The organism is Streptomyces sp. NPDC088553, from assembly GCF_044752965.1.
GTDB lineage: Bacteria > Actinomycetota > Actinomycetes > Streptomycetales > Streptomycetaceae > Streptomyces.
Window position 1 is genome coordinate 345,452 of the sequence record NZ_JBIVMG010000005.1, and the last position, 19,932, is coordinate 365,383.

Here is a 19,932-nt window from a genome sequence, read left to right on the forward strand (position 1 = left end):
TGCCCGAAAGCACGGAGCGGGGCTCCTTGGGTACTGCTCTAGTCGTGCGTGTTCGCCGACCCAGGCCCTTAGGCCGGGGAGACGTTCTCCGCCTGCGGGCCCTTCGGGCCCTGCGTGACGTCGAAGGTCACGAGCTGGTTCTCCTCGAGCGAACGGAAGCCGTTCGCGTTGATCGCGGAGTAGTGGACGAAGACATCCGGGCCGCCGCCGTCCTGGGCGATGAAGCCGAAGCCCTTTTCAGCGTTGAACCACTTCACGGTTCCGGTAGCCATGAGCCCTCCTATGGGCCAAAGGGTCGCCCTGCTCCAGAACCTGCAAACAAGTCTGAAAACTACAAAAGCCTGCGGGTCACATGCTCCGCAGGCTCTGTACTGCAAGGGAAACCAAACTGCAACTTGCGTTGAGCGTAGCACGCAGGCCGCCCAGGACGGTAGAGGGAAAGATCACGTCACTCGCATGTTTGATCTCGCTCCGTGGGCTGACGCGCGTGCCCCGGCGATGCCCACGGTACGAGACGGGTCTAGCCTCACGATGTGGACAATGCAACCGACGACCAGCAGCGCAGCCGGCCCCGCGTCGGGCACATCCAGTTCCTGAACTGCCTCCCCCTCTATTGGGGCCTGGCCAGGACCGGAACGCTCCTCGACCTCGAGCTGACCAAGGACACCCCCGAGAAGCTCAGCGAGCGGCTCGTCCGGGGCGATCTGGACATCGGCCCCATCACCCTCGTCGAGTACCTCCGCAACGCGTCGGACCTGATCGCGCTCCCCGACATCGCCGTCGGCTGCGACGGGCCCGTCATGTCCTGCGTGATCGTCTCGCAGCGGCCGCTGGAGGACCTGGACGGCGCACGCGTCGCGCTCGGCTCCACCTCCCGTACCTCCGTACGCCTCGCGCAGCTGCTCCTCGCCGAGCGGTACGGGGTGACGCCGGACTACTACACCTGCCCCCCTGACCTGGGCCTGATGATGCAGGAGGCCGAGGCGGCGGTCCTCATCGGCGACGCCGCGCTCCGTGCCTCGCTGCACGACGCGCCCCGGCTCGGCCTCCAGGTCCACGACCTCGGCCTCATGTGGAAGGACTGGACGGGCCTCCCGTTCGTCTTCGCCGTGTGGGCGGCGCGCAAGGACTTCCTGGCGCGCGAGCCGGAGACCGTCCACGAGGTGCACCAGGCGTTCCTCGCCTCCCGGGACCTCTCCCTGGAGGAGGTCGCCAAGGTCGCAGAGCAGGCCGCCCGCTGGGAGACCTTCGACGCCGAACTCCTGGAGCGGTACTTCCGTACGCTCGACTTCCGCTTCGGCCCCGAGCAGCTCGCCGGGGTCCGCGAGTTCGCCCGCCGCACCGGCCCCACGACCGGCTTCCCCGCGGACGTCGCCGTCGAACTGCTCCGGCCCGCACGGGATTAGCGGGGCGCGCGCGTTCCGGGTTCCCGATTCGGCTGCCGCCGGCCTTCCGGCCGATCTCCCGCGGGCCTTCCGCCGGCTTCCCGGAATTCGCCGTCGCGTCCCCGTTCGGTAATTCACCCCTTTATCCGTGTCCGGACCGTCCGTATTACCGCCCCGCCCCCGCACGCCACCCGACGGAAGCCGTGAGGAGCGCTGGCGTAGGCTGGTTCGGTCGACAGAACCCCTCCGAAAGGGACACACCCGGTGACCGAGAAGGCCGAACTCCAGTCTGTTCTCGACCGCGCCGCCGCGGGTGGCCGGATCACCCCCGAGGAGGCGCTCGACCTCTACCGCTCGGCGCCCCTGCACGCCCTCGGCTCCGCCGCCGACGCCGTGCGCCGCCGCCGGTACGCGGGGACCGAGCACATCGCGACGTACATCATCGAGCGGAACATCAACTACACGAACGTCTGCGTGACGGCGTGCAAGTTCTGCGCCTTCTACGCCGCCCCCAAGGACACGAAGAAGGGCTGGAGCCGCGACCTCGACGACATCCTGCGCCGCTGCGCGGAGACCGTGGAGCTCGGCGGCACCCAGATCATGTTCCAGGGCGGCCACCACCCGGACTACGGCGTCGAGTACTACGAGAAGCACTTCGCCGCCATCAAGGCCGAGTTCCCGCAGCTGGTCATCCACTCCCTCGGCGCGTCCGAGGTCGAGCACATGGCCCGGATCAGCGGCGTCTCCGTCGAGGAGGCCATCACCCGCATCCACGCGGCGGGCCTCGACTCCTTCGCGGGCGCCGGCGCCGAGCTCCTGCCGGAGCGGCCGCGCAAGGCCATCGCCCCGCTCAAGGAGAGCGGCGAGCGCTGGCTGGAGATCATGGAGATCGCGCACGGCCTCGGCGTCGAGTCGACGTCCACCATGCTGATGGGCACCGGCGAGACCAACGCCGAGCGGATCGAGCACCTGCGGATGATCCGTGACGTGCAGGACCGGACGGGCGGCTTCCGGGCCTTCATCCCGTACACGTACCAGCCCGAGAACAACCACCTCAAGGGCCGCACGCAGGCCACGCTCCTCGAGTACCTGCGCATGATCGCCATCGGCCGGCTGTTCCTCGACAACGTCGCCCACATCCAGGGCTCGTGGCTCACCACGGGCAAGGAGATCGGCCAGCTCACCCTGCACTACGGCGCGGACGACCTCGGCTCGATCATGCTGGAGGAGAACGTCGTCTCCTCGGCCGGCGCCAAGCACCGCTCCAACCTGCGCGAGATGATCGACATGATCCGTACGGCGGACCGCGTCCCGGCGCAGCGCACCACCACGTACGAGCACATCGTCGTCCACGACGACCCGGCGAACGACCCGGTCGACGAGCGCGTCGCCTCCCACATCTCCTCCACGGCGATCGAGGGCGGCACGGCGCACCCCGAGCTGAAGCTCCTCGACGCCAACTGACGCGCCCGTGCTGACCATCCACGTCGCCGAGGCGTCGCCCGAGACCGCCGTACTCGTCGACGGCGACCGCATCGCCGCCATCGGCCCGTTCGACGACCTGGCCGCCGTCGTCCCCAAGGCCCGGGTGCGGCGGTGGCCCGGCATCCTCACCCCCGGACTCCTCAACCCGTTCGGCCCCGAGCTGCTCGAAGGCATGTACCACCCGGACCCCCGGGAGGCCGAGGGGTTCGGCACCGAGCCGATCACCGGCGAGCGGGCGCAGCGGATCTTCCGGGCCGACGCGTCCCGCCGCGGCGCCTCCGCCCGCCGTTGCGTGCAGCGGCTCCTCGCCCACGGGACGGTCGCCGTCGCCGGCGAACTGCGCGACCGGGCCGCCGTGGACGCCGTGCGCCGGGCCGGCCTCGCCGTCGGCCGCCGCCCGGCGAAGCTCCCCGGCGGGCCGTCGTTCTCCCCGGTGCCGCTGGTGCTCCTGCCGTCCCTGGCGCCGGGGTCCCCGGCCCGCTTCGCCGTCTTCGACGTCCCTGACCGGGCCTCCCTGGCCCGCCTCGGCGCGTCCACCTGCGTGGCCACCGTCATCGGCGGCAAGTTGGTCTACCGGGCCCGCTGAGCGCGCCCTGCCGGTCGGGCCGGGAGCGGCCCTGAGACAATGGACGGGCCCGCCCGTACCCCGATTCTGCGAGGCCGAACGCCAGTGACCCGCGCCACCCTGGACAAGCAGCCGCACGAAGTCGCCTCGATGTTCGACGACGTGGCGGCGAACTACGACCTCACGAACGACGTGCTCTCCCTGGGCCAGGACCGGCGCTGGCGCAAGGAGGTCGCGAAGGCGGTCGACGCGCGCCCCGCGCAGAAGGTCCTGGACCTGGCCGCCGGTACGGCCACCTCCTCGCAGCCCTTCGCCCGCGCGGGCGCGTACGTCGTGCCCTGCGACTTCTCGCTCGGGATGCTGCGGGTCGGCAAGAAGAACCACCCGTGGATGCCGTTCACGGCCGGCGACGGCACGAAGCTGCCCTTCCGCGACGACGTGTTCGACGCCGTCACCATCTCCTTCGGCCTGCGGAACATCCAGGACACCGAGCAGGCGCTGCGCGAGATGTACCGCGTGACGAAGCCCGGTGGCCGGGTCGTCATCAGCGAGTTCTCGCACGCCACCTGGGCGCCGTTCCGCACGGTGTACGAGGAGTACCTGATGCGCGCGCTGCCGCCGGTGGCCCGCGCGGTCTCCTCGAACCCGGACGCGTACGTGTACCTGGCCGAGTCGATCCGCTCCTGGCCCGACCAGCCGACGCTGGCGGGCATGCTCCAGAAGGCCGGCTGGTCGCAGGTGGCCTGGCGGAACCTGACCGGTGGCATCGTCGCCCTCCACCGGGGCTTCAAGCCCGCCTGATCCCTCCTGGCGTCCGTCCCCCGAGGACGGTCGGCCCGCGGAGTGTGCACCGGCCCTCCGAGCGCGCCCTCCGACCCCGGGACGGCCTTCCCGTCCCGGGGAGCAGGAGGACGACCCTCCGGGTCCGGCGCGACCGGCCCCCCTAGACTTCGCTACGTTCCCATCGCCGAATCACCGGGAGATCTCGCCGTGACCGAGCAGCCCCTCTCCGAGCACAGCGCGGACGTCATCGTCGTCGGGGCAGGCCCGGCCGGATCCACCACCGCGTACTACCTCGCCAAGGCCGGACTGGACGTCCTCCTCCTGGAGAAGACCGCGTTCCCCCGCGAGAAGGTCTGCGGCGACGGCCTCACCCCCCGCGCCACCAAGCAGCTCGTCTCCATGGGCATCGACATCTCCGAAGAGGCCGGCTGGCTGCGGAACAAGGGCCTGCGGATCATCGGCGGCGGCGTCCGCCTGGAGCTCGACTGGCCGGAACTCGCCTCGTACCCGGACTACGGACTCGTCCGCAAGCGCGACGACTTCGACGAGCAGCTCGCCCGCCAGGCCCAGAAGGCCGGCGCGCGCCTCTACGAGCGCTGCAACGTCGGCGCCCCGATCATCGACGACCGCACGGGCCGGATCACCGGCGTCCACGCCAAGCTCGGCGAGGAGAAGCGCGAGGTCACCTTCCACGCCCCGCTCGTCGTCGCCGCCGACGGCAACTCCACCCGGATCTCCCTGGCGATGGGCCTGCACCGGCGCGAGGACCGCCCGATGGGCGTCGCCGTCCGCACGTACTTCACCTCGCCCCGGCACGACGACGACTACCTGGAGTCCTGGCTGGAGCTGTGGGACCGGCGCGGCGCGCAGGACCGGCTCCTGCCCGGCTACGGCTGGATCTTCGGCATGGGCGACGGCACGTCCAACGTCGGCCTCGGCATCCTCAACTCCTCCAAGGCCTTCCGCGAGCTGGACTGGCGCGAGGTCCTCAAGGCCTGGTGCGCCTCGATGCCGGAGGACTGGGGCTTCACCCCGGACAACATGACGATGCCGATCCGCGGCGCCGCCCTCCCGATGGCCTTCAACCGCCAGCCGCACTACACCAAGGGCCTGCTGCTCGTCGGTGACGCCGGCGGCCTCGTCAACCCGTTCAACGGCGAGGGCATCGCGTACGCCATGGAGTCCGGCCAGATCGCGGCCGACGTCATCGTCCAGGCCCACGCCCGCGCGACCCCCGCCCAGCGCGAACTCGCCCTGCAGAATTACCCGCAGGTCCTCAAGGACACCTACGGCGGCTACTACACGCTCGGCCGCGCCTTCGTGAAGCTCATCGGCAACCCGAAGGTCATGAAGATCGCGACCCAGCGCGGTCTGACCCACCCGCTGCTCATGAAGTTCACGCTGAAGATGCTGGCGAACCTGACCGACCCGTCGGGCGGCGACGCCATGGACCGCATCATCAACGGACTTTCGAAGGTGGCCCCGAAGGCCTGAACGTCTGCCGGTAGCCGGACGGGGACACCCCGACGGCACGGGTGAAGTGGCGGCGCAGATTGGCCGCGGAGCCCAGCCCGCTGTGGTCGCCGACCAGCTCCACGGGCAGGTCGGTGGACTCCAGGAGGGTCTGGGCGCGGGCCACCCGCTGCTGCAGCAGCCACTGCAGCGGGGTGGTGCCGTACTCCTCGCGCACCCGCCGGTGGAAGGTGCGCGGGCTCATCCGGGCCCGCCGCGCCAGCTCCTCCACGGTCAGCGGCTCGGCCAGGTGCTCGGTCGCCCACTGCAGTACAGGCCCCAGGCTGTCGTCGTCGCTCGGCGGCAGCGGCGCCTCGATGAACTGGGCCTGCCCGCCGGGCCGGTGGGCAGGCACGACGAGACGACGGGCGAGCTGCCCGGCGACGGTCGCCCCGAGGTCGGTGCGCACCAGGTGCAGGCAGAGGTCGAGCGCGGCGGTGGCCCCGGCGCTCGTCAGGACGGATCCCTCGTCCGTGTAGAGGACCGAGTCGTCCACGATCACCTCGGGGTGGCGGGCGGCCAGTTGCGCGCTGTGCTGCCAGTGCGCGGTGGCCCGGCGGCCGTCGAGGATGCCGGCGGCGGCGAGCGCGAAGGCGCCGGTGCACAGCGACACCATCCGGGCGCCGGACGCGGCGGCCGCGCGCAGGGCCTCGACCAGCTCGGCCGGCACCTCCTCGCCGTCCTCCACGACCGCGTCGGGCACGGACGGCACGATGACGGTGTCCGCGCCCACGAGTCCGTCGAGACCGTGGTCGGTCCGCACGGAGAAGACGCCGCCCTCGCCGGGGTCCCCGCACAGCCGCAGCCGGTACCAGGGGTCGGCGAGGTCCGGATGCGGGATGCCGAAGACCCCCAGCGCCAGGGAGAGCTCGTACAGCTCCCACAGCGATGTTCCGATCCGCCGGTCGGGTACGACGGCGATGGCGACGACTCCGGCGTTCATGCTCCCGACCGTACGTCAGAGCGCGGCAGGAATCGTGCGGTCGGCGTCGGTCCTGCCACTGTCGGCCGGAATCCGCCGCTGCGAGCGTGGACCCCATGAACGCACAGAACGTCAGCGCACAGAACGTCAGCGCACAGAACACCGACGCACAGAACGTCACGGTCATCGGTCTCGGGCAGATGGGCGCCGCCCTCGCCGACGCCTTCCTCTCCGCCGGCCACCGCACCACCGTCTGGAACCGCACCCCCGGGAAGGCCGACGCCCTCGTCGCCCGGGGCGCCGTCCTCGCCGCCTCCGTCGCCGAGGCCGTCGAGGCGAGCGAGCTCGTCGTGGTCTGCGTCCTCGACCACCGGGCCGTACGTGAACTCCTCGCCCCCGTGACCGAGTCGCTGCGGGGCCGGGTCCTGGTCAACCTGACCAGCGGTTCGCCCGAACAGGCCCGTGCGGAAGCGGAATGGGCGGCGGAGCACGGCATCGGCTTCCTGGACGGGGGCATCATGACGACGCCGCCGGGGATCGGCGACAGCGGCAACATGATCCTTTACGCGGGCTCGCCGGCGCTGTTCGCCGAACACCGGGCGACCCTGGCCGTGCTCGGCGACCCGGTCGACCTCGGCGCGGACGCCGGACTCGCGTCGCTGTACGACGCGGGGCTGCTCGGGCTCATGTGGTCGGTCTTCGGCGGCTGGCTGCACGCCACCGCCCTCGCGGGCGCGGACGGGGTGGCGGCCCAGGAGTTCACCGCGCTCGCGAACCGCTGGCTGAAGACGGTCTCCTGGTTCCTCAGCACGTACGCCGAGCAGATCGACGCGGGGGAGTACCCGGGCTCGGACGCCACCATCGACGTCCAGGTGGCGACCATCGGCCACCTCATCGAGGCCGGCGAGGCGCGCGGGATCGACGGGCGGCTGCCGCGGCTGCACCTGGAGCTGATGCGGGAGGCCGTGGCGGCGGGGCACGGCGGCGACAGCTATGCCCGGCTCATCGAGGCCTTCCGGAGCAAGTAGGGCGAAAACGACGAAGAGCCGTCATTCCCCCGAGGAGTGACGGCTCTTCGCGCTCAGGTGATCAGAGGAGACGGACCGCGCCGGAGGGCATGTCCCAGTCCAGGGAGCGCTCGACGACACCGGTCGACGAGTTCTGCGCGCCGACGTAGTTGCCGCCGCCCACGTAGATCGCGACGTGGTACGAGCCGCTGCGGCTGCCCCAGTACAGGATGTCGCCCGGCTGCAGGTTGCTCAGGGAGACGGAGGTGCCCATGCTCGACTGGTCGTACGAGATGCGGGGCAGGTCGATGCCGGCCTGGCGGTAGGCGGCCTGGACGAGGCCGGAGCAGTCCCAGGAGTTGGGGCCGGTGCCGCCGGTGACGTACGAGTCGCCGACCTGGGCGCGGGCGAAGGCCACGATCGCGGCGGCGGAGCCGGAGGGGGCCTGCGTCTGGCTCTCGCCGGAACCGGCCGAGGAGCCGCTGGAGGAGCCGGAGTCCGAGGAGTTGTCGCTCGCGGACGCGGCGGCGAGCCGGGTGCGCTCGCTGGTGCGCGAGGCGCGCTCCTGGGCGTCCTTGCGCTCCTGCTCGGCCTTGGCCTCCGCCTCGGCCTTGAGGCGGGCCTTCTCGGCCTTCTCGGCGGCGGCCTTGCGGTCGGCCTGGGCCTTGGCCGTCTTGGCCTCCGCGGCGGCCTTCTGCAGCGCCAGGTTCTCCTGCGTCTGGAGGCTCTGGTCGAGCGCCTCCTGCTGGGAGGCCTCGGCGGAGGCGGCCACGGCGGAGGCGAGACCGGCGCCGGTCTCGAGCGAGCCCAGGGTGGGCATTTCGATGGTCTCGGTCACCGGCTCGGCATTCGCCGGCCCGGCAGCACCGGCCACCGCGATGGTGCCGAGGACGCCACCGGCAACTCCGGCTCGCAGCGCGAGCTTCGAGGCGCTGCGGCGGGGCTTCCGGTGGCTGGGTATGTGAGCGGTGTGGGACATGAGGACAACCGCTATCAGGGCTTCACGGTTCCCTTCAAGAAACGTGGGTTGCGCCACAGTTACGTTCGGAATCTCCTAATCCGCTTCCGTGGCGCCCTTATTGACGCCGTAACGGGCAAATCGGGCACGGCTCATCTGGCCCTTGATCATGGGTTTTCAATGAAACGTCCGAATTGCCCGACGCTTACCACCTCTTGACGCATGTGGCCAAGCCCCATGTTTTTGAGGGCTTCGAGGTGTGGTGCAGGTCACACTTCCGTCTCGCCAACGCTCGTGAATGAGCGCACGCGTCCACCCTCGTACGCCGGACCCCCCGACCGGGCGACGGGCGCTTCCTTTATCACCCGGATGCGTCCATCACCAATTTGCCTGTAGTGACCATCACTTGATAGTGCGACACCCCCTCCGAGCAGCGATTTCCGGTGCGGATGTCACATCTGGTGATCACCTGGGCGCTTCGCGCAACAAGATCACCGCTCATCCGACTTCATGATCCTTCGTCAGGTGGTGGAGATCACAAAGTCGTTGCTGTACCCCGTGTCGCAGATCACAGAGGGGCGGGCATAAGATGCGGGGCAGCCGGGCTTGTGAACTGCCTCACATGGGGGCGATCTTTCACGGTCCGGCCGTGCGGTCCAACGGTCAAGGACGACTGGAAGGAGCGAGGAGCGTGAATGCGTACGCGCCCGTCCTCGTGCTCGGTGCCCTGGGTGCGGGGTTTGCGATCTTCTCCGTGGTCATGGCCACGCTTATCGGGCCAAAACGGTACAACAGGGCAAAGCTTGAGGCGTACGAGTGCGGCATCGAGCCGACACCCACTCCCGCCGGAGGCGGCCGCTTCCCGATCAAGTACTACCTGACGGCGATGCTCTTCATCGTCTTCGACATCGAGATCGTCTTCCTCTACCCCTGGGCCGTCACCTTCGACGCCCTGGGGCTTTTCGGGCTCGTGGAGATGCTGCTCTTCGTGCTCACCGTCTTCGTCGCCTACGCGTATGTGTGGCGTCGCGGCGGCCTGGAATGGGACTGAGGGGCTGAGGGGCACCTATGGGACTCGAAGAGAAACTCCCGAGCGGCTTTCTGCTGACGACGGTCGAACAGGCCGCGGGCTGGGTGCGCAAGGCGTCCGTGTTCCCCGCGACCTTCGGCCTCGCCTGCTGCGCCATCGAGATGATGACCACCGGAGCCGGCCGGTACGACCTGGCCCGCTTCGGCATGGAGGTCTTCCGCGGCTCACCGCGCCAGGCCGACCTGATGATCGTGGCCGGCCGGGTCAGCCAGAAGATGGCGCCGGTCCTGAGGCAGGTCTACGACCAGATGCCCAACCCCAAGTGGGTCATCTCCATGGGCGTCTGCGCCTCCTCGGGCGGCATGTTCAACAACTACGCGATCGTCCAGGGCGTCGACCACATCGTGCCGGTCGACATCTACCTGCCCGGCTGCCCGCCGCGGCCGGAGATGCTGCTCGACGCGATCCTCAAGCTCCACCAGAAGATCCAGGGCTCCAAGCTCGGCGTGAACGCCGAGGAGGCGGCCCGGGAGGCGGAGGAGGCGGCGCTCAAGGCACTGCCGACGATTGAACTGAAGGGCCTGCTCCGGTGAGCGACGAGACACCCAACCCAGAGAAGGACCTCAGCGCGCAGAACCTGCCGGGGCAGCGCGGGGAGCACGGCGAGGAGGTCCGCGTCCAGCGCGGCATGTTCGGCGCCAACAACGGCGGCGACACCTCCGGCTACGGCGGACTCGTCCGCTCGATCCGGCTCCCCGGACCGGCCTCCCGCCCCTACGGCGGTTGGTTCGACGAGGTGGCCGACGAACTCGAGGGCGCGCTGGAGGAGCAGGGTCTGCTCCCCGGGAACGCCATCGAGAAGACGGTCGTCGACCGCGGCGAGCTCACCTTCCACATCGAGCGGGAGCACCTCGTCCGCGTCGCCCGGACCCTCCGCGACGACCCGGCGCTCCGCTTCGAGCTGTGCACCGGTGTCTCGGGCGTCCACTACCCGGGCGACAAGGGCCGCGAGCTGCACGCCGTCTACCACCTGCGCTCGCTCACCCACGGCCGGCTGATCCGCCTGGAGACGTCCGCCCCGGACACCGACCCGCACCTGCCGTCGCTCGTCGCGGTCTACCCGACGAACGACTGGCACGAGCGCGAGACGTACGACTTCTTCGGCATCGTCTTCGACGGCCACCCCGCCCTCACCCGGATCATGATGCCGGACGACTGGCAGGGCCACCCGCAGCGCAAGGACTACCCCCTCGGCGGCATCGCCATCGAGTACAAGGGCGCCCAGATCCCGGCTCCGGACCAGCGGAGGTCGTACAGCTGATGTCCACGTCCCACGCGTCTCCCCGAGAGACCACAGAAGGCACCGTCTACACGGTGACCGGCGGCGACTGGGAAGAGGTCGTCCAGTCGGCGGCCAAGGCCGACGACGAGCGCATCATCGTCAACATGGGCCCCCAGCACCCGTCCACCCACGGCGTGCTCCGGCTCATCCTGGAGATCGACGGCGAGACCGTCACCGAGGCCCGCTGCGGCATCGGCTACCTCCACACCGGCATCGAGAAGAACCTCGAGTACCGGACCTGGACGCAGGGCACCACCTTCGTCACGCGCATGGACTACCTCACCTCGTTCTACAACGAGACGGCGTACTGCCTGGGCGTGGAGAAGCTGCTCGGCATCACCGACCAGATCCCGGACCGGGCCAGCGTCATCCGCGTCCTGCTGATGGAGCTCAACCGGCTCTCCTCCCACCTGGTGTGCATCGCCACCGGCGGCATGGAGCTCGGCGCCACCACGATCATGATCTACGGCTTCCGGGACCGCGAGATGATCCTGGACCTGTACGAGCTGATCACCGGCCTGCGCATGAACCACGCGTTCATCCGCCCCGGCGGCCTCGCCCAGGACCTGCCGCCCGGCGCCGTCGACGCCGTGCGCGAGTTCGTGAAGACCATGAAGAAGAACCTGCCGGAGTACGACAAGCTCGCCACCGGCAACCCCATCTTCAAGGCCCGCATGCAGGACGTCGGCTACCTCGACCTCACCGGCTGCATGGCGCTCGGCGCCACCGGACCGATCCTGCGCTCGGCGGGCCTCCCGCACGACCTGCGCAAGACCGACCCGTACTGCGGCTACGAGAACTACGAGTTCGAGGTCCCCACCGCCGACACCTGCGACTCCTACGGACGCTTCCTCGTCCGCCTGGAGGAGATGCGCCAGTCCCTCCGGATCGTCGAGCAGTGCCTCGACCGTCTGGAGCCGGGCGCCGTCATGGTCGGCGACAAGAAGATCGCCTGGCCCGCGCAGCTCGCGCTCGGCGCCGACGGCCTCGGCAACTCGATGGACCACATCGCGAAGATCATGGGCACCTCCATGGAGGCCCTGATCCACCACTTCAAGCTGGTCACCGAGGGCTTCCGGGTCCCGGCCGGGCAGGCCTACGCGGCCGTCGAGTCGCCCAAGGGCGAGCTCGGCGTGCACGTCGTCTCCGACGGCGGCACCCGCCCCTTCCGGGTCCACTTCCGCGACCCGTCCTTCACCAACCTCCAGGCCATGGCCGCGATGTGCGAGGGCGGCCAGGTCGCCGACGTCATCGTCGCCGTCGCCTCCATCGACCCCGTGATGGGAGGCGTCGACCGATGACCGACCAGATCAGTCTGGGCATGCCCCAGCTCCCCGCCCCCGCCTACCCGGCCGAGGTCCACGCCCGCCTCACCGAGGACGCGCGGGCGATCATCGACCGCTACCCGGACTCCCGCTCCGCGCTCCTGCCGATGCTGCACCTCGTGCAGTCGGAGGAGGGCCATGTCACCCGTACCGGCATGGCGTTCTGCGCCGAGACCCTCGGTCTGACCACCGCCGAGGTCACCGCCGTCGCCACCTTCTACACGATGTACCGGCGCAAGCCCTCCGGCGACTACCAGGTCGGCGTCTGTACGAACACGCTCTGCGCGGTCATGGGCGGCGACGCCATCTTCGAGGAGCTCAAGGAGCACCTCGCCGTCGGCAACAACGAGACCACCGACGACGGCAAGATCACGCTCGAACACATCGAGTGCAACGCGGCCTGCGACTTCGCCCCCGTGGTGATGGTCAACTGGGAGTTCTTCGACAACCAGACCCCCGAGTCCGCCAAGCGCATGGTCGACGACCTGCGGGCCGGCCGGACCGTCGAACCCACCCGCGGCGCCCCGATCTGCACGTTCAAGGAGACCGCCCGCATCCTCGCCGGCTTCCCCGACGAGCGCCCCGGCGCCGTCGAGGCCACCGGCGGCGCGGGCCCCGCCTCGCTCGTGGGACTCCGACTCGCCAAGGGCGAGCAGCCGCACCACCGAATCGTCCACCCGCGCGGTGAGACCTCTGGTCAGGAGGGGGAGTGATGACCTTGGCCGCCGAGATCAACAACAGCAGCCCCGAGAAGCTCCTTTCGCCCGTCCTCTCCGCCTTCTGGGACCAGCCCGAATCCTGGACCCTGGAGACGTACGAGCGGCACGAGGGATACCAGGGGCTCAGGCAGGCCCTCGCGATGAGCCCCGACGCCCTCATCGCCTACGTCAAGGAATCCGGCCTCCGCGGACGCGGCGGCGCCGGCTTCCCCACCGGCATGAAGTGGCAGTTCATCCCGCAGGGCGACGGCAAGCCGCACTACCTCGTCGTCAACGCCGACGAGTCCGAGCCCGGCACCTGCAAGGACATCCCCCTCCTCTTCGCCAACCCGCACTCCCTCATCGAGGGAATGATCATCGCCTGCTACGCGATCCGCTCCGAGCACGCGTTCATCTACCTGCGCGGCGAGGTCGTCCCCGTCCTGCGCCGCCTCCACGAGGCGGTGCGCGAGGCGTACGCCGCCGGCTACCTCGGCCGGGACATCCTCGGCAGCGGACTGAACCTGGACATCACCGTGCACGCCGGCGCCGGCGCGTACATCTGCGGTGAGGAGACCGCGCTGCTCGACTCCCTCGAAGGGCGCCGCGGCCAGCCCCGGCTGCGCCCGCCCTTCCCCGCGGTCGCCGGTCTGTACGCCTGCCCCACCGTGGTGAACAACGTGGAGTCCATCGCGTCCGTTCCCGCGATCCTCAACCGGGGCAAGGAGTGGTTCACCTCGATGGGCAGCGAGAAGTCCCCGGGCTTCACGCTGTACTCGCTGTCCGGGCACGTCACCTCGCCCGGCCAGTACGAGGCCCCCCTCGGCATCACCCTGCGCCAGCTCCTCGACATGAGCGGCGGCATGCGCGCCGGCCACCGGCTCAAGTTCTGGACGCCCGGCGGCTCCTCCACCCCGATGTTCACCGACGAGCACCTCGACGTGCCCCTCGACTACGAGGGCGTCGGCGCCGCCGGATCGATGCTCGGCACCAAGGCCCTCCAGTGCTTCGACGAGACCACCTGCGTCGTCCGGGCCGTCACCCGCTGGACCGAGTTCTACGCCCACGAGTCCTGCGGCAAGTGCACGCCCTGCCGCGAAGGCACCTACTGGCTCGTCCAGTTGCTCCGTGACATCGAGGCCGGCAAGGGCAAGCTGTCCGACCTCGACAAGCTCAACGACATCGCCGACAACATCAACGGCAAGTCGTTCTGCGCCCTCGGCGACGGCGCCGCCTCGCCGATCTTCTCCTCGCTCAAGTACTTCCGCGACGAGTACGAGCAGCACATCACCGGCCGCGGCTGCCCCTTCGACCCGGCCAAGTCGACCGCCTGGGCGGACAACCACAAGGAGGTGACCGCATGACCGTCACCACGCCCCAGCCCGCCGGCGGCGGCAGCCCGGCCGGATCGCCAGGGGCCGCCGGCCAGGACATGGTCTCACTGACGATCGACGGCATCGAGATCTCCGTCCCCAAGGGGACCCTGGTCATCCGCGCCGCCGAACAGCTCGGCATCGAGATCCCGCGTTTCTGCGACCACCCGCTCCTCGACCCCGCCGGCGCCTGCCGACAGTGCATCGTCGAGGTCGAGGGCCAGCGCAAGCCGATGGCCTCCTGCACCATCACCTGCACCGACGGCATGGTGGTGAAGTCGCAGCTGACCAGCCCCGTCGCCGAGAAGGCCCAGCACGGCGTGATGGAGCTGCTGCTCGTCAACCACCCGCTGGACTGCCCGGTCTGCGACAAGGGCGGCGAGTGCCCCCTGCAGAACCAGGCCATGTCCCACGGGCAGTCCGAGTCCCGCTTCGAGGGCGTCAAGCGCACCTACGAGAAGCCGATTCCGATCTCCACCCAGGTGCTGCTCGACCGCGAGCGCTGCGTCCTCTGCGCCCGCTGCACCCGCTTCTCCAACCAGGTCGCCGGCGACCCGATGATCGAACTCATCGAGCGCGGCGCCCTCCAGCAGGTCGGCACCGGCGAGGGCGACCCCTTCGAGTCGTACTTCTCCGGCAACACCATCCAGATCTGCCCGGTCGGCGCCCTCACCTCCGCCGCCTACCGCTTCCGCTCCCGCCCCTTCGACCTCGTCTCCTCGCCGTCCGTGTGCGAGCAGTGCGCCGGTGGCTGCGCCACCCGCACCGACCACCGGCGCGGCAAGGTCATGCGGCGGCTCGCCGCCGACGACCCCGAGGTCAACGAGGAGTGGATCTGCGACAAGGGCCGCTTCGGCTTCCGCTACGCCCAGCAGCGCGACCGGCTCACCACCCCGCTGGTCCGCAACGCCGACACCGGTGAACTGGAGCCCGCGTCCTGGCCCGAGGCCCTGGAGGCGGCCGCCCGCGGTCTCGTCCGCGGCCGCACCGGCGTCCTCGCCGGCGGCAGGCTGACCGTCGAGGACTCCTACGCGTACGCCAAGTTCGCCCGGGTCGCCCTCGACACCAACGACATCGACTTCCGGGCCCGGATCCACTCCGGCGAGGAGGCCGACTTCCTGGCCTCCGCCGTCGCCGGACGCGGCCGCGACCTGGACGGCACGGGTGTCACGTACACCTCGCTCGAAGCCGCCCCGGCCGTCCTCCTCGTCGGCCTGGAGGCCGAGGAGGAGGCCCCCGGCGTCTTCCTGCGGCTCCGCAAGGCCTGGCGCAAGCACGGCCAGCAGACCTACGCGGTCGCCGCCTTCGCCACCCGCGGCCTGGAGAAGGCGGGCGGCACCCTGCTGCCCGCCGCCCCCGGCACCGAGACCGAGTGGCTCGACGCGCTCACCTCCCGCGTCGGCCTCGAAGGCGACGGACTCGCCGCCGCCGAGGCCCTCCGCAAGGACGGCGCGGTCCTGGCCGTCGGCGAGCGCCTCGCCGGTGTCCCCGGCGCCCTGACCGCCGCTCTGCGCACCGCCGCCGCCACCGGCGCCCGGCTCGTGTGGATCCCGCGCCGCTCCGGCGAACGCGGAGCCGTCGAGGCCGGAGCGCTCCCCGCGCTGCTGCCCGGCGGCCGGCCCGCGACCGACCCGCGCGCGCGTGAGGAGGTCGCCGCCGCCTGGGGAGTCCGTGAACTCCCGCACGGCTACGGCCGCGACACCGGCCAGATCGTGGAGGCCGCCGCCACCGGGGAGCTCGCCGCCCTGCTCGTCGGCGCCGTCGAGGTCTCCGACCTCCCGGACCCGGCACGCGCGCGCGAGGCCCTCGACGCGGCCTTCGTCGTCTCCCTGGAGCTGCGGCCCAGCGAGGTGACCGCCCGCGCCGACGTCGTCCTCCCGGTCGCCGCCGTCGCCGAGAAGCCCGGCACCTTCCTCAACTGGGAGGGCAGGGCCCGGATGTTCGAGGCCGCGCTCAAGCCCGAGCAGATGACCCGGCCCCTGGCCCCGGCGGACGCGCGCGTGCTCCACATGCTCGCCGACGCCCTCGACGCCCACCTGGCGCTGCCCGACCTCAGGGCCGTACGCCGGGAACTCGACCGGCTCGGCGGCTGGACGGAGGAGCGGGCCTCCGAGCCCGTCGAGCCCGGCCAGGCCGCGCCGCGGCCCGGCGACGGCGAGGCCGTCCTCGCCGGACACCGGATGCTGCTCGACCTCGGCCGGCTCCAGGAGGGCGACACCGCCCTCGCGGGCACCCGGCACGCGGCCGTCGCCCGGCTCTCCGCCGCCACCGCCGCCGACACCGGCGTCAAGGACGGCGACACCCTCGAAGTCGCCGGCCCCGCGGGCTCCGTCGCCTTCCCGCTCCAGGTCACCGAGATGCCCGACCGCGTCGTCTGGCTCCCGCTGAACTCGGCCGGGCGCGGCGTCCTCTCCGACACCGGCGCCCACCCGGGCGACCTGGTCCGCATCGGCCCGGCGACCCCGAGCCCCGTCGATGTCACGGAGGTGCAGGCATGACCACGCCGCTCGCCGCCGAAGACCTGTCCATGTTCGGTACGGACCCCTGGTGGCTCGTCCTGATCAAGGCCGTCTTCTGCTTCGCCTTCCTGATGATCACCGTGCTGTTCTCCATCGTGTGGGAGCGCAAGGTCGTCGCCTGGATGCAGCTGCGCATCGGCCCCAACCGGCACGGCCCCTGGGGCCTCCTCCAGTCCCTCGCGGACGGCGTCAAGCTGATGCTGAAGGAGGACGTGATCGTCAAGAAGGCCGACAAGGTCGTCTACGTCCTCGCCCCGATCATCGCGGCCATCCCGGCGTTCATGGCGATCGCCGTGATCCCCTTCGGTCCGGCCGGCAACGAGGTCTCGATCTTCGGCCACCGCACCTCGATGCAGCTGACCGACCTGCCGATCGCGATGCTGTACGTCCTCGCGGTCGCCTCCGTCGGCATCTACGGCATCGTCCTCGCCGGCTGGTCCTCCGGCTCGACGTACCCGCTGCTCGGCGGTCTGCGCTCCTGCGCGCAGATGATCTCGTACGAGATCGCCATGGGCGCCGCCTTCGCCTCCGTCTTCCTCTACTCGGGGTCGATGTCGACCTCGGCGATCGTCGAGGCGCAGGCCGACCGCTGGTTCGTGATCCTGCTGCCGGTCTCGTTCATCATCTACATCGTCACGATGGTCGGTGAGACGAACCGCGCCCCGTTCGACATGCCGGAGTCCGAGGGCGACCTCGTCGGCGGGTTCAACACCGAGTACTCGTCCATCAAGTTCGCGCTGTTCATGCTCGCCGAGTACGTGAACATGGTGACGGTCTCGGCCGTGTCGGTGACCCTCTTCCTGGGCGGCTGGCGGGCCCCGTACCCGGTGTCCACCTTCTGGGAGGGCGCGAACCACGGCTGGTGGCCGATGCTCTGGTTCGTCATCAAGGTGCAGCTGCTGCTCTTCTTCTTCATCTGGCTCCGCGGCACGCTGCCCCGCGTCCGCTACGACCAGCTGATGAAGCTCGGCTGGAAGGTCCTCATCCCGGTCTCCGTCGTGTGGCTGATGCTGGTCGCCACCGTCCGGGCGCTGCGGAACGAGAACATCGCCTTCGGCAACATCGTCCTGTACGTCGCCGGCGCCGTCCTCGGACTGCTGCTGCTCTCCTTCGTGGTCGACGTGTTCCGCGACCGGAGGGCGAAGGCCGCGGCACCCGCGCCGGAGGACGCACGCTCCTTCGACCCGATGGCCGGAGGCTTCCCCGTACCGCCCAAGCCCGGACAGTCCCTGCCGCCCGTGCCCCGGCGCAGGCCGCGGCAGGACCGGGACCTCGTTGTCAGTGGCGCCCCCGATACTGCTACCGCGAGTGATGGAAAGGAGACGGACGGTGTCTGATTTCCAGAATCCGGTGGCCGGCTTCGGCGTGACCTTCAAGGCCATGTTCAAGAAGCGGCTGACCGAGCAGTACCCGGAGCAGCAGAAGACGACGGCGCCCCGCTTCCACGGCCGGCACCAGCTCAACCGTCACCCCGACGGTCTGGAGAAGTGCGTCGGCTGCGAGTTGTGCGCCTGGGCCTGTCCCGCCGACGCCATCTACGTCGAGGGCGCGGACAACACGGACGAGGAGCGCTACTCCCCGGGCGAGCGGTACGGCCGCGTCTACCAGATCAACTACGCCCGCTGCATCCTCTGCGGACTCTGCATCGAGGCCTGCCCCACCCGGGCGCTGACGATGACCAACGAGTTCGAACTGGCCGACTCCTCCCGCGAGAACCTGATCTACACCAAGGAGCAGCTCCTCGCGGGCCTGGAGGACACCATGGTCGACTCGCCGCACGCGATCTTCCCGGGCATGACGGAGCAGGACTACTACCTGGGCCTCGTCGAAGGGGCCGCACCCGGGACCGTCCGCCAGGTCGCCGTGTCCAAGGGGGAGAAGGGCGAGCCGGAGGGGGCGGAGGCATGAGCGCGAACCTCGCGGCGTACACGACGTCCTCGGGCGAGGCCTTCCAGTTCTGGGTCCTCGGCACCGTCGCCGTCATCGGCGCCCTCTGCACGATCCTGATGAGGCGGGCCGTGCACTCGGCGCTCTGCCTCGCCGGAACCATGATCATCCTGGCGGTCTTCTACCTGGCCAACGGGGCGTACTTCCTCGGCATCGTCCAGATCGTCGTCTACACCGGCGCGATCATGATGCTCTTCCTCTTCGTCGTCATGCTGGTCGGTGTCACGGCTGCGGACTCGCTGAAGGAGACCATCAAGGGCCAGCGCTGGTGGGCCGTCGCCTGCGGCCTCGGCTTCGGCGTCCTGCTCGTCGCCGGCATCGGCAACGCCTCGCTGAAGGAGTTCGCCGGACTCGGCGCCGCCAACAGCGCCCACGGCGGAAACGTCGAGGGCCTCGCCGCCCTCATCTTCACCAAGTACGTCTTCGCCTTCGAGATCACCGGCGCGCTCCTCATCACCGCCGCCGTCGGCGCGATGGTGCTCACCCACCGCGAGCGCACCGAGAAGGCCCGCACCCAGCGCGAACTCTCCGAGCAGCGCGTACGCGAGGGCACGCACGTGCCGCCGCTGCCCGCGCCCGGCGTCTACGCCCGGCACAACGCCGTGGACATCGCCGGTCTGCTGCCCGACGGCACCCCCGCGGAGCTCACCGTCATGCAGACCCTGCGCAAGCGGGGCCAGATCCGGGACGTGTCCACCGAGGCCCTCGCCGACCTCAAGGCCCTGGAGCAGCGCTCCGAGGAGCGGCTCGGCCGGGACCGGGACGAAGAGGAGGCCACCCGGTGAATCCCGTCAACTACCTGTACCTCGCCGCGCTGCTGTTCACCATCGGTGCGGCCGGGGTCCTGATCCGGCGCAACGCGATCGTGGTCTTCATGTGCGTCGAGCTCATGCTCAACGCCTGCAACCTCGCGTTCGTCACCTTCTCCCGTATGCACGGAAACCTCGACGGCCAGATCATCGCCTTCTTCACGATGGTCGTCGCCGCCGCGGAGGTCGTCGTCGGGCTCGCGATCATCGTGTCCGTCTTCCGTGCCCGCCACTCGGCCTCGGTCGACGACGCCAGCCTGATGAAGCTGTGA

General features: G+C 70.3%; 20 protein-coding genes. 17 read left to right on the forward strand and 3 right to left on the reverse strand.

Features of this window, described 5'->3' with window-relative positions:
* Nucleotides 1-68: 68 nt before the first annotated feature.
* Nucleotides 69-272 (reverse strand): cold-shock protein, encoded by a 204-nt coding sequence (locus ACIP8Z_RS18325; RefSeq protein ID WP_015035453.1) that lies wholly within the window; start codon nt 270-272, stop codon nt 69-71.
* Between the two features lie 261 nt (nt 273-533).
* On the opposite strand from ACIP8Z_RS18325, the gene ACIP8Z_RS18330 reads away from it, so the two are divergent.
* The 5 genes from ACIP8Z_RS18330 to ACIP8Z_RS18350 all read left to right on the forward strand — a co-directional run bounded on the left by ACIP8Z_RS18330 (nt 534) and on the right by ACIP8Z_RS18350 (nt 5,712).
* Nucleotides 534-1,406 carry a menaquinone biosynthetic enzyme MqnA/MqnD family protein gene (locus ACIP8Z_RS18330; protein ID WP_402084546.1) on the forward strand — a complete coding sequence of 291 codons (873 nt, stop codon included), beginning with the start codon at nt 534-536 and terminating at the stop codon, nt 1,404-1,406.
* 243 nt (nt 1,407-1,649) lie between these two features.
* The gene (mqnC, locus tag ACIP8Z_RS18335; protein ID WP_187623262.1) at nt 1,650-2,849 is read left to right on the forward strand and encodes a cyclic dehypoxanthinyl futalosine synthase; all 1,200 of its coding nucleotides are present in this window, start codon (nt 1,650-1,652) and stop codon (nt 2,847-2,849) included.
* Between the two features lie 7 nt (nt 2,850-2,856).
* Complete coding sequence (locus ACIP8Z_RS18340) at nt 2,857-3,456, forward strand: imidazolonepropionase-like domain-containing protein (RefSeq protein ID WP_402084548.1); 600 nt, start codon at nt 2,857-2,859, stop codon at nt 3,454-3,456.
* An 84-nt stretch (nt 3,457-3,540) separates the two neighbouring features.
* Nucleotides 3,541-4,236, forward strand: coding sequence for a demethylmenaquinone methyltransferase (locus ACIP8Z_RS18345; protein ID WP_319310828.1), 696 nt, complete (start codon nt 3,541-3,543; stop codon nt 4,234-4,236).
* Nucleotides 4,237-4,425: 189 nt separating this feature from the next.
* Nucleotides 4,426-5,712: a geranylgeranyl reductase family protein gene (locus ACIP8Z_RS18350; protein WP_383587344.1), complete on the forward strand. Its 1,287-nt coding sequence runs from the start codon at nt 4,426-4,428 to the stop codon at nt 5,710-5,712.
* On the opposite strand, the gene ACIP8Z_RS18355 is transcribed toward ACIP8Z_RS18350, so the two are convergent.
* Entirely contained in the window at nt 5,678-6,673 is a 996-nt protein-coding gene (locus tag ACIP8Z_RS18355; protein ID WP_402084551.1) for a GlxA family transcriptional regulator, read from the reverse strand. The genes ACIP8Z_RS18350 and ACIP8Z_RS18355 overlap by 35 nt on opposite strands.
* Before the next feature lie 95 nt (nt 6,674-6,768).
* On the opposite strand from ACIP8Z_RS18355, the gene ACIP8Z_RS18360 reads away from it, so the two are divergent.
* Nucleotides 6,769-7,680 carry an NAD(P)-dependent oxidoreductase gene (locus ACIP8Z_RS18360; RefSeq protein WP_402084554.1) on the forward strand — a complete coding sequence of 304 codons (912 nt, stop codon included), beginning with the start codon at nt 6,769-6,771 and terminating at the stop codon, nt 7,678-7,680.
* A 61-nt stretch (nt 7,681-7,741) separates the two neighbouring features.
* Here ACIP8Z_RS18360 and ACIP8Z_RS18365 read toward each other — a convergent pair whose 3' ends face one another.
* Nucleotides 7,742-8,638: a C40 family peptidase gene (locus ACIP8Z_RS18365; protein ID WP_402084555.1), complete on the reverse strand. Its 897-nt coding sequence runs from the start codon at nt 8,636-8,638 to the stop codon at nt 7,742-7,744.
* Nucleotides 8,639-9,308: 670 nt separating this feature from the next.
* On the opposite strand from ACIP8Z_RS18365, the gene ACIP8Z_RS18370 reads away from it, so the two are divergent.
* Genes ACIP8Z_RS18370 through nuoK form a run of 11 tightly spaced genes read left to right on the forward strand, consistent with a single transcriptional unit; the run spans nt 9,309 to nt 19,932 of the window.
* Nucleotides 9,309-9,668: an NADH-quinone oxidoreductase subunit A gene (locus tag ACIP8Z_RS18370; RefSeq protein ID WP_019888619.1), complete on the forward strand. Its 360-nt coding sequence runs from the start codon at nt 9,309-9,311 to the stop codon at nt 9,666-9,668.
* 17 nt (nt 9,669-9,685) lie between these two features.
* On the forward strand, nt 9,686-10,240 hold the full coding sequence (locus ACIP8Z_RS18375; protein WP_319310819.1) for an NADH-quinone oxidoreductase subunit B family protein: 555 nt from the start codon (nt 9,686-9,688) through the stop codon (nt 10,238-10,240).
* A complete protein-coding gene (locus tag ACIP8Z_RS18380) occupies nt 10,237-10,968 on the forward strand; it encodes an NADH-quinone oxidoreductase subunit C (RefSeq protein WP_319310817.1) in 732 nt (243 codons plus the stop codon). The genes ACIP8Z_RS18375 and ACIP8Z_RS18380 overlap by 4 nt, the downstream gene beginning before the upstream one ends.
* On the forward strand, nt 10,968-12,290 hold the full coding sequence (locus ACIP8Z_RS18385) for an NADH-quinone oxidoreductase subunit D (protein WP_402084559.1): 1,323 nt from the start codon (nt 10,968-10,970) through the stop codon (nt 12,288-12,290). The genes ACIP8Z_RS18380 and ACIP8Z_RS18385 overlap by 1 nt, the downstream gene beginning before the upstream one ends.
* Nucleotides 12,287-13,027, forward strand: a complete 741-nt coding sequence (gene nuoE, locus ACIP8Z_RS18390) for an NADH-quinone oxidoreductase subunit NuoE (RefSeq protein WP_030318838.1) — start codon at nt 12,287-12,289, stop codon at nt 13,025-13,027. The genes ACIP8Z_RS18385 and nuoE overlap by 4 nt, the downstream gene beginning before the upstream one ends.
* On the forward strand, nt 13,024-14,376 hold the full coding sequence (gene nuoF / locus ACIP8Z_RS18395; RefSeq protein ID WP_319310812.1) for an NADH-quinone oxidoreductase subunit NuoF: 1,353 nt from the start codon (nt 13,024-13,026) through the stop codon (nt 14,374-14,376). The genes nuoE and nuoF overlap by 4 nt, the downstream gene beginning before the upstream one ends.
* Nucleotides 14,373-16,883, forward strand: coding sequence for an NADH-quinone oxidoreductase subunit G (locus ACIP8Z_RS18400; RefSeq protein WP_402084561.1), 2,511 nt, complete (start codon nt 14,373-14,375; stop codon nt 16,881-16,883). The genes nuoF and ACIP8Z_RS18400 overlap by 4 nt, the downstream gene beginning before the upstream one ends.
* Nucleotides 16,880-18,241: an NADH-quinone oxidoreductase subunit NuoH gene (gene nuoH, locus ACIP8Z_RS18405; RefSeq protein ID WP_402084563.1), complete on the forward strand. Its 1,362-nt coding sequence runs from the start codon at nt 16,880-16,882 to the stop codon at nt 18,239-18,241. The genes ACIP8Z_RS18400 and nuoH overlap by 4 nt, the downstream gene beginning before the upstream one ends.
* Nucleotides 18,216-18,812 (forward strand): NADH-quinone oxidoreductase subunit NuoI, encoded by a 597-nt coding sequence (gene nuoI, locus ACIP8Z_RS18410; RefSeq protein ID WP_266968159.1) that lies wholly within the window; start codon nt 18,216-18,218, stop codon nt 18,810-18,812. Before nuoH ends, nuoI begins: the two co-directional genes overlap by 26 nt.
* On the forward strand, nt 18,809-19,636 hold the full coding sequence (locus ACIP8Z_RS18415) for an NADH-quinone oxidoreductase subunit J (RefSeq protein ID WP_319310805.1): 828 nt from the start codon (nt 18,809-18,811) through the stop codon (nt 19,634-19,636). The genes nuoI and ACIP8Z_RS18415 overlap by 4 nt, the downstream gene beginning before the upstream one ends.
* Nucleotides 19,633-19,932 (forward strand): NADH-quinone oxidoreductase subunit NuoK, encoded by a 300-nt coding sequence (gene nuoK / locus ACIP8Z_RS18420; RefSeq protein ID WP_017239464.1) that lies wholly within the window; start codon nt 19,633-19,635, stop codon nt 19,930-19,932. The genes ACIP8Z_RS18415 and nuoK overlap by 4 nt, the downstream gene beginning before the upstream one ends.